The following is a 6,503-nucleotide window of genomic DNA, read 5'->3' on the forward strand; positions in this document are numbered from 1 at the left end:
ATAACCCGAATGACGCCGAACTGGCCATCGTGCTGGGAACCGCGCTGCCGGCCGATAGCGCGCTGAATGGTAAAAACGTTTACCTGGGCGATATTAACCGTGCTGTCGCCCATCCGGAGCTGTTCCTGGGAGAAGCGAAAGACCACGCTAAGCCCTACGTTGCGCCAGCGGCGGTAGCCGTTCCGGCCGCCGCTCAGGGGCAGAAACGCATTGTCGCGGTCACGGCCTGTCCGACCGGCGTCGCCCACACCTTTATGGCGGCAGAAGCCATCGAAACCGAAGCCAAAAAACGCGGCTGGTGGGTGAAGGTGGAGACCCGCGGCTCCGTTGGGGCGGGCAATGCCATCACCCCGGAAGAGGTGGCCGAGGCGGATCTTGTGATCGTCGCTGCCGATATCGAGGTGGACCTGGCGAAATTCGCCGGCAAGCCGATGTACCGCACCACCACCGGTCTGGCGCTGAAGAAAACCGCCCAGGAGCTGGATAAAGCGGTGGCGGAAGCCAAACCGTACCAGCCATCCGGCAAACCTCAGGCGGCTGCTGAAGGGAAAAAAGAGTCGGCGGGCGCCTATCGCCACCTGCTGACCGGCGTCTCCTATATGCTGCCGATGGTAGTGGCCGGGGGCCTGTGTATCGCGCTCTCCTTTGCCTTCGGGATCAAAGCGTTTGAAGTGAAAGACACCCTGGCGGCGGCGCTGATGCAGATCGGCGGCGGCTCGGCCTTCGCGCTGATGGTGCCGGTACTGGCAGGCTTTATCGCCTTCTCCATTGCCGACCGTCCGGGTCTGACCCCGGGCCTTATCGGCGGTATGCTGGCGGTTAGCGGCGGCTCCGGCTTTATCGGCGGGATCATCGCTGGTTTCCTTGCCGGTTATGTGGCGAAAGCCATCAGCACGAAGCTGAAACTGCCGCAGAGTATGGAAGCCCTGAAGCCAATCCTGATCATTCCGCTGGTCTCCAGTCTGATCGTGGGTTTGGCAATGATCTATCTGATCGGTAAACCGGTAGCCGGTATCCTCGCCTGGCTGACCCATTGGCTGCAAACCATGGGCACCGCCAACGCGGTTCTGCTGGGCGCGATCCTCGGCGCGATGATGTGTACCGATATGGGCGGGCCGGTAAACAAAGCGGCCTATGCCTTTGGCGTTGGCCTGCTGAGTACCCAGACTTATGCGCCGATGGCGGCGATCATGGCGGCCGGTATGGTGCCACCGCTGGCGATGGGTATCGCGACGCTGGTAGCGCGCAATAAGTTCGACAAAGGGCAGCGGGAAGGGGGCAAAGCCGCGCTGGTTCTTGGCCTGTGCTTTATCTCGGAAGGGGCGATTCCTTTTGCCGCCCGTGACCCGATGCGCGTTCTGCCGTGCTGTATCGTCGGTGGCGCGGTAACCGGCGCTATCTCCATGGCGGTCGGCGCGAAACTGATGGCGCCGCACGGCGGGCTGTTTGTTCTGCTGATCCCGGGGGCGATTACGCCGGTGCTGGGCTACCTGCTGGCGATTGTTGCCGGAACGCTGGTGGCGGGCCTTGCCTACGCCGTGCTGAAACGCCCTGAGGCGCAAACAGCGGAAGTTGAAAAAGCGGCATAATCCTACCGCAATAAAAAAGGGCCGACTGTTCGGCCCTTTTTTTGTCTCTATTTACGCCACTTCGGCAATCTGCTGCGCCCGCAGCCAGGCAATCTCTTCCGCCCAGATATCCGGGTTGATGGTTTCAAGAATCAGCGGAATACCGTCGAAGCGGCTGTCCTGCATGATCCAGCTGAAGCAATCGTGGCCGATGTTGCCTTCCCCCAGGCTGTGGTGACGGTCGACCCGGCTGCCGAAGGCGCTCTTGGCATCGTTGAGATGCATGCCGCGCAGATACTGAAAACCGACGATGCGTTCGAAGGCGGCGAAGGTTTTTTCGCAGGCTTCGGCGCTGCGCAGGTCGTAGCCGGCGGCGAAAGCATGGCAGGTATCAATGCAGACGCCGACGCGGGATTTATCTTCCACGCCGTCGATGATGGCCGCGAGGTGCTCGAACTTAAAGCCGAGGTTGCTGCCCTGGCCAGCGGTGTTTTCGATCACCGCAGTAACGCCTTCGGTCTTCGCCAGCGCGATATTGATCGATTCGGCGATGCGCGCCAGGCACTCCTCCTCCGGGATCTGCTGCAGATGGCTGCCGGGGTGGAAGTTGAGCAGCGTCAGCCCCAGCTGCTGGCAGCGGGTCATTTCATCAATGAAGGCATCACGGGATTTTTCCAGCGCTTCTTCCACCGGGTGGCCAAGGTTAATCAGGTAGCTGTCGTGCGGCAGGATCTGCCCCGGGCCAAAGTGATACTTTTCACAGGCGGCTTTGAATTCGGCGATGGTCTCGTCGCTGAGCGGCGCGGCGCGCCACTGGCGCTGGTTCTTGGTGAAGAGGGCGAAGGCGGTTGCTTCGATTTCGGCGGCGCGAATGGCGGCATTGGCCAGTCCACCTGAGGCGCTCACGTGCGCTCCTACGTATTTCATAAAAAAACTCCAGTTAAAGCCGCTGGGGGGTGGGTAATGATAGCGGCTTAACTGGAGAAAGATGTAGTGCTTTATGCCATCAGGCTGTGGATAGCGACGTTAATGACCCCGCCGCCGACAATCAACCAGACGAACAGCATCAGCGCCATCAGCAGCGGTTTCGCCCCGGCTTTTTTCAGCGCGCTGACGTGGGTGGTGACCCCGAGGGCGGCCATTGCCATCGCCAGCAGGACGGTATCCAGCGTCACCAGCATATCCACCACGGCTTTCGGCAGCAGATGGAAGGAGTTAAACACCGCCACCAGGATGAACATAATGGCGAACCACGGAATGGTGATTTTGCTTTTCTCGCCGTTGCCTGCCGGGGTCAGCTGTTTAACACGCGCCGCCAGGAACAGCAGGAACGGAGCCAGCATCATGACGCGCAGCATTTTGGCGATAACCGCCGCGTTCTCCGCGTCCGGGCTGACCGCATGGCCGGCGGCAACAACCTGCGCCACTTCATGCATGGTGGAGCCCATATAGATCCCGTAGGTCTCCGGGGTAAACCAGTGCGCCAGCAGCGGGTACATCGCCGGGTAGAGGAAGATGGCGATGGTACCGAAGATAACCACTGTGGCGACGGCAACCGTCACTTTACTGGCTTCGGCTTTGACCACCGGCTCGGTGGCGAGCACGGCCGCCGCGCCGCAGATGCTGCTGCCGGCGCCGATCAGCCAGCTGGTGTGTTTATCGAGACCAAACACTTTCTGGCCAAGGAAGCAGGCGATAAAAAAGGTACTGGAGAGCGTCAGAACGTCAATCAAAATACCGCTCACGCCGACGTCGGCAATCTGGGCGAACGTCAGGCGAAAGCCGTAGAGGATGATCCCCAGGCGCAGCAGATGCTGCTTGGCGAAGATCACCCCGCCGTCGCAGGGCTGCCAGATTTTCGGGTAGACCGTGTTGCCGACGACCATCCCGAACAGGATAGCGAGGGTCAGGGCGCTAAAGCCTGCGCCGGCGATGGCCGGGAAACTACCGGCCCACAGGGCGGCGCCGGTCAGAGCGGCAGTCAGCGCCAGGCCTGGGACAAAATGCCACAGGGAACGATGTTTGGTGGGTAAAGTGAGTGCTGTCATAACCTTCTCCTTTGTCTGCCTAAAGGTTACGCCGTGCGGGATTAAATATAAAATTGATTATATGTTTATAATCAATCGTAATAAGTGGTTAATGGCCGCTTCGCCGGTTACAACGGGGCGAGAGCGGGTTAGGCAGAAGCGGGGCGGTCTCGCCGGCAAGACGATGATTTTGTGATATAAGCGGATTTTCCTTCCGTCAGCCGCCTCGATTTGTGTCACCATAGTAAGGAAGGTTATTCAGGTTGGATTACTAAACGGGTGGGTTATGCATATTACGCTGCGGCAGCTGGAAGTGTTCGCCGAAGTCCACAAGAGTGGGTCGACCACTCAGGCGTCACAGATGCTGGCGCTTTCGCAATCCGCGGTCAGCGCCGCGCTGACCGATCTGGAAGGGCAGCTCGGCGTGCAGCTGTTTGACCGCGTCGGTAAACGACTGGTGGTGAATGAGCATGGACGGCTGCTGTACCCGCGTGCGCTGGCGCTGCTGGAGCGGGCCCTGGAGATCGAGCAGCTGTTTCGCGGCGATAACGGGGCGATCCGAGTCTACGCCAGCAGCACCATCGGCAACTATATTATGCCGGAGATTATTGCCCGCTATCGTCATGACTTCCCGGATCTGCCGGTCGAGCTGAGCGTCGGCAACAGCCTGGACGTCATCAACGCCGTCGCCGACCTGCGGGTGGATTTCGGCCTGATTGAGGGGCCGTGCCATGCCGCCGATATTATTGCCGAGCCGTGGCTGGAGGATGAACTGGTGGTGTTTGCCGCGCCCAACTCACCGCTGCTGGCGGGGGAGGTGACCCTGCAGCAACTGGCTGAGGCGCCGTGGATCCTGCGCGAGCATGGCTCCGGCACCCGGGAGATTGTCGATTACGTTCTGCTGTCGCATCTGCCGGCGTTTCATCTGGGCATGGAGCTGGGTAATTCAGAGGCGATCAAGCACGCGGTCAGGCATGGCCTGGGCATCAGCTGTCTATCGCGGCGGGTGATTGCCGAACAGCTTGCCTCGGGCACGCTGGCGGAGCTGAAAGTGCCATTGCCCCGGCTGACGCGCACGCTGTGGCGGATCCATCACCGGCAGAAGCATATTTCTAAAGCATTACAACGTTTTCTGCACTATTGCCAGGTGTAGCAGCCCGGTTTTATCGCCTGATTACGGGGGGAATTCGCTGGCAATTCCGCAGGTTAGTGCTTTACTAATAATTTGCGGGCGATCATGAAGCTCTCTTATAACTTTGCATTTGTACCGGATGGAACCCCGATCGTCTGCTACAATCGCGCCTCATTTTTTGGATGGATAGCATTATCACATGGTTTCGGAAACTAAAACCACAGAAGCGCCCACGCTACGTCGTGAACTGAAGGCGCGCCACTTGACCATGATCGCCATCGGCGGTTCCATCGGTACGGGTCTTTTTGTTGCCTCTGGCGCAACCATTTCGCAAGCAGGTCCCGGCGGGGCGCTGCTGTCTTATATTCTGATCGGTTTGATGGTCTATTTCCTGATGACCAGCCTCGGCGAGCTGGCGGCGTTTATGCCGGTATCCGGTTCCTTCGCCACCTACGGGCAGAATTATGTTGAAGAAGGCTTCGGCTTCGCGCTGGGCTGGAACTACTGGTACAACTGGGCGGTGACGATCGCCGTTGACCTCGTGGCCTCACAGCTGGTGATGAGCTACTGGTTCCCCGACACTCCGGGCTGGATCTGGAGCGCCTTATTCCTCGGCATCATGTTCCTGCTGAACTGGATCTCGGTGCGCGGCTTTGGCGAGGCGGAATACTGGTTCTCGCTGATAAAGGTAGCCACCGTCATTATCTTTATCATCGTCGGCGTGATGATGATTGTCGGCATCTTCAAAGGGGCGCAGCCAGCCGGCTGGAGCAACTGGGGGATCGCGGATGCGCCGTTCGCCGGCGGTTTCTCGGCGATGATTGGCGTGGCGATGATTGTCGGCTTCTCGTTCCAGGGCACCGAGCTTATCGGCATCGCTGCCGGTGAATCTGAAAATCCGGAGAAGAACATTCCGCGCGCGGTGCGCCAGGTCTTCTGGCGTATCCTGCTGTTTTACGTCTTCGCGATCCTGATTATCAGCCTGATCATTCCGTATACCGATCCGAGTCTGCTGCGCAACGATGTGAAGGATATCTCCGTCAGCCCGTTCACCCTGGTGTTCCAGCATGCTGGTTTGCTGTCGGCGGCGGCAATCATGAACGCCGTTATCCTGACTGCCGTGCTGTCGGCGGGTAACTCCGGGATGTACGCCTCCACGCGTATGCTGTACACCCTGGCCTGCGACGGTAAAGCGCCGCGCATTTTCTCGAAGCTGTCGCGTGGCGGCGTGCCGCGTAACGCGCTGTACGCGACCACCGTGATCGCGGCGCTGTGCTTCCTGACTTCCATGTTTGGCAACCAGACGGTGTACCTGTGGCTGCTGAACACCTCCGGGATGACGGGCTTTATCGCCTGGCTGGGTATTGCGATCAGCCACTATCGTTTCCGTCGCGGCTACGTCCTGCAGGGTAACGATATTAATAATCTGCCGTATCGTTCCGGGTTCTTCCCGCTGGGGCCGATCTTCGCCTTCGTGCTGTGCCTGATCATCACCCTCGGACAGAACTACGAAGCGTTCCTCAAGGACACCATTGACTGGGGCGGCGTGGCGGCGACCTACATTGGTATTCCGCTGTTCCTCGTCATCTGGTTTGGTTACAAGCTGGCGAAAGGCACCCGCTTTGTTCGCTACAGCGAAATGACCTTCCCGGACCGCTTTAAGCGTTAATCTTCGCGATTGTGCGATAAAAGCCCTCTGTGAAGAGGGCTTTATATTGCTGGCAAAGTGCAATCTTCAGGGATTGCCCGGCTGCGCTGCTGGACTGACCCCATAAA

At 59.3% G+C, this 6,503-nt stretch carries 5 protein-coding genes; 3 read left to right on the plus strand and 2 right to left on the minus strand.

What is annotated here, in order from left to right; all coding sequences use genetic code 11:
- Window positions 1-1,589: PTS fructose transporter subunit IIBC (fruA, locus tag KHQ28_RS24455; RefSeq protein ID WP_211777710.1), on the plus strand; the 1,589-nt coding region annotated here is incomplete at its 5' end.
- A 51-nt stretch (window positions 1,590-1,640) separates the two neighbouring features.
- Here fruA and nfo read toward each other — a convergent pair.
- Entirely contained in the window at window positions 1,641-2,495 is an 855-nt protein-coding gene (gene nfo, locus KHQ28_RS24460; RefSeq protein ID WP_002912937.1) for a deoxyribonuclease IV, read from the minus strand.
- Between the two features lie 71 nt (window positions 2,496-2,566).
- On the minus strand, window positions 2,567-3,616 hold the full coding sequence (locus tag KHQ28_RS24465) for a YeiH family protein (protein ID WP_002912935.1): 1,050 nt from the start codon (window positions 3,614-3,616) through the stop codon (window positions 2,567-2,569).
- A gap of 265 nt (window positions 3,617-3,881) precedes the next feature.
- On the opposite strand from KHQ28_RS24465, the gene yieE reads away from it, so the two are divergent.
- Together yieE and KHQ28_RS24475 are read left to right on the plus strand one after the other, a co-directional pair.
- Entirely contained in the window at window positions 3,882-4,748 is an 867-nt protein-coding gene (gene yieE / locus KHQ28_RS24470; protein ID WP_002912932.1) for a DNA-binding transcriptional regulator YeiE, read from the plus strand.
- A gap of 178 nt (window positions 4,749-4,926) precedes the next feature.
- Window positions 4,927-6,396, plus strand: coding sequence for an amino acid permease (locus KHQ28_RS24475; protein WP_002912929.1), 1,470 nt, complete (start codon window positions 4,927-4,929; stop codon window positions 6,394-6,396).
- The last annotated feature ends 107 nt before the right edge of the window (window positions 6,397-6,503 follow it).

Origin of the sequence: Klebsiella sp. 28 (genome assembly GCF_018223905.1) — a bacterium.
Lineage (GTDB): Bacteria > Pseudomonadota > Gammaproteobacteria > Enterobacterales > Enterobacteriaceae > Klebsiella > Klebsiella pneumoniae.

Excerpts from the sequence above, each read along its gene's own strand:
- nfo (WP_002912937.1), bottom strand. The coding sequence starts at position 2,495 with ATGAAATACGTAGGAGCGCACGTGAGCGCCTCAGGTGGACTGGCCAAT.
- KHQ28_RS24465 (WP_002912935.1), bottom strand. The coding sequence starts at position 3,616 with ATGACAGCACTCACTTTACCCACCAAACATCGTTCCCTGTGGCATTTT.
- yieE (WP_002912932.1), top strand. The coding sequence starts at position 3,882 with ATGCATATTACGCTGCGGCAGCTGGAAGTGTTCGCCGAAGTCCACAAG.
- KHQ28_RS24475 (WP_002912929.1), top strand. The coding sequence starts at position 4,927 with ATGGTTTCGGAAACTAAAACCACAGAAGCGCCCACGCTACGTCGTGAA.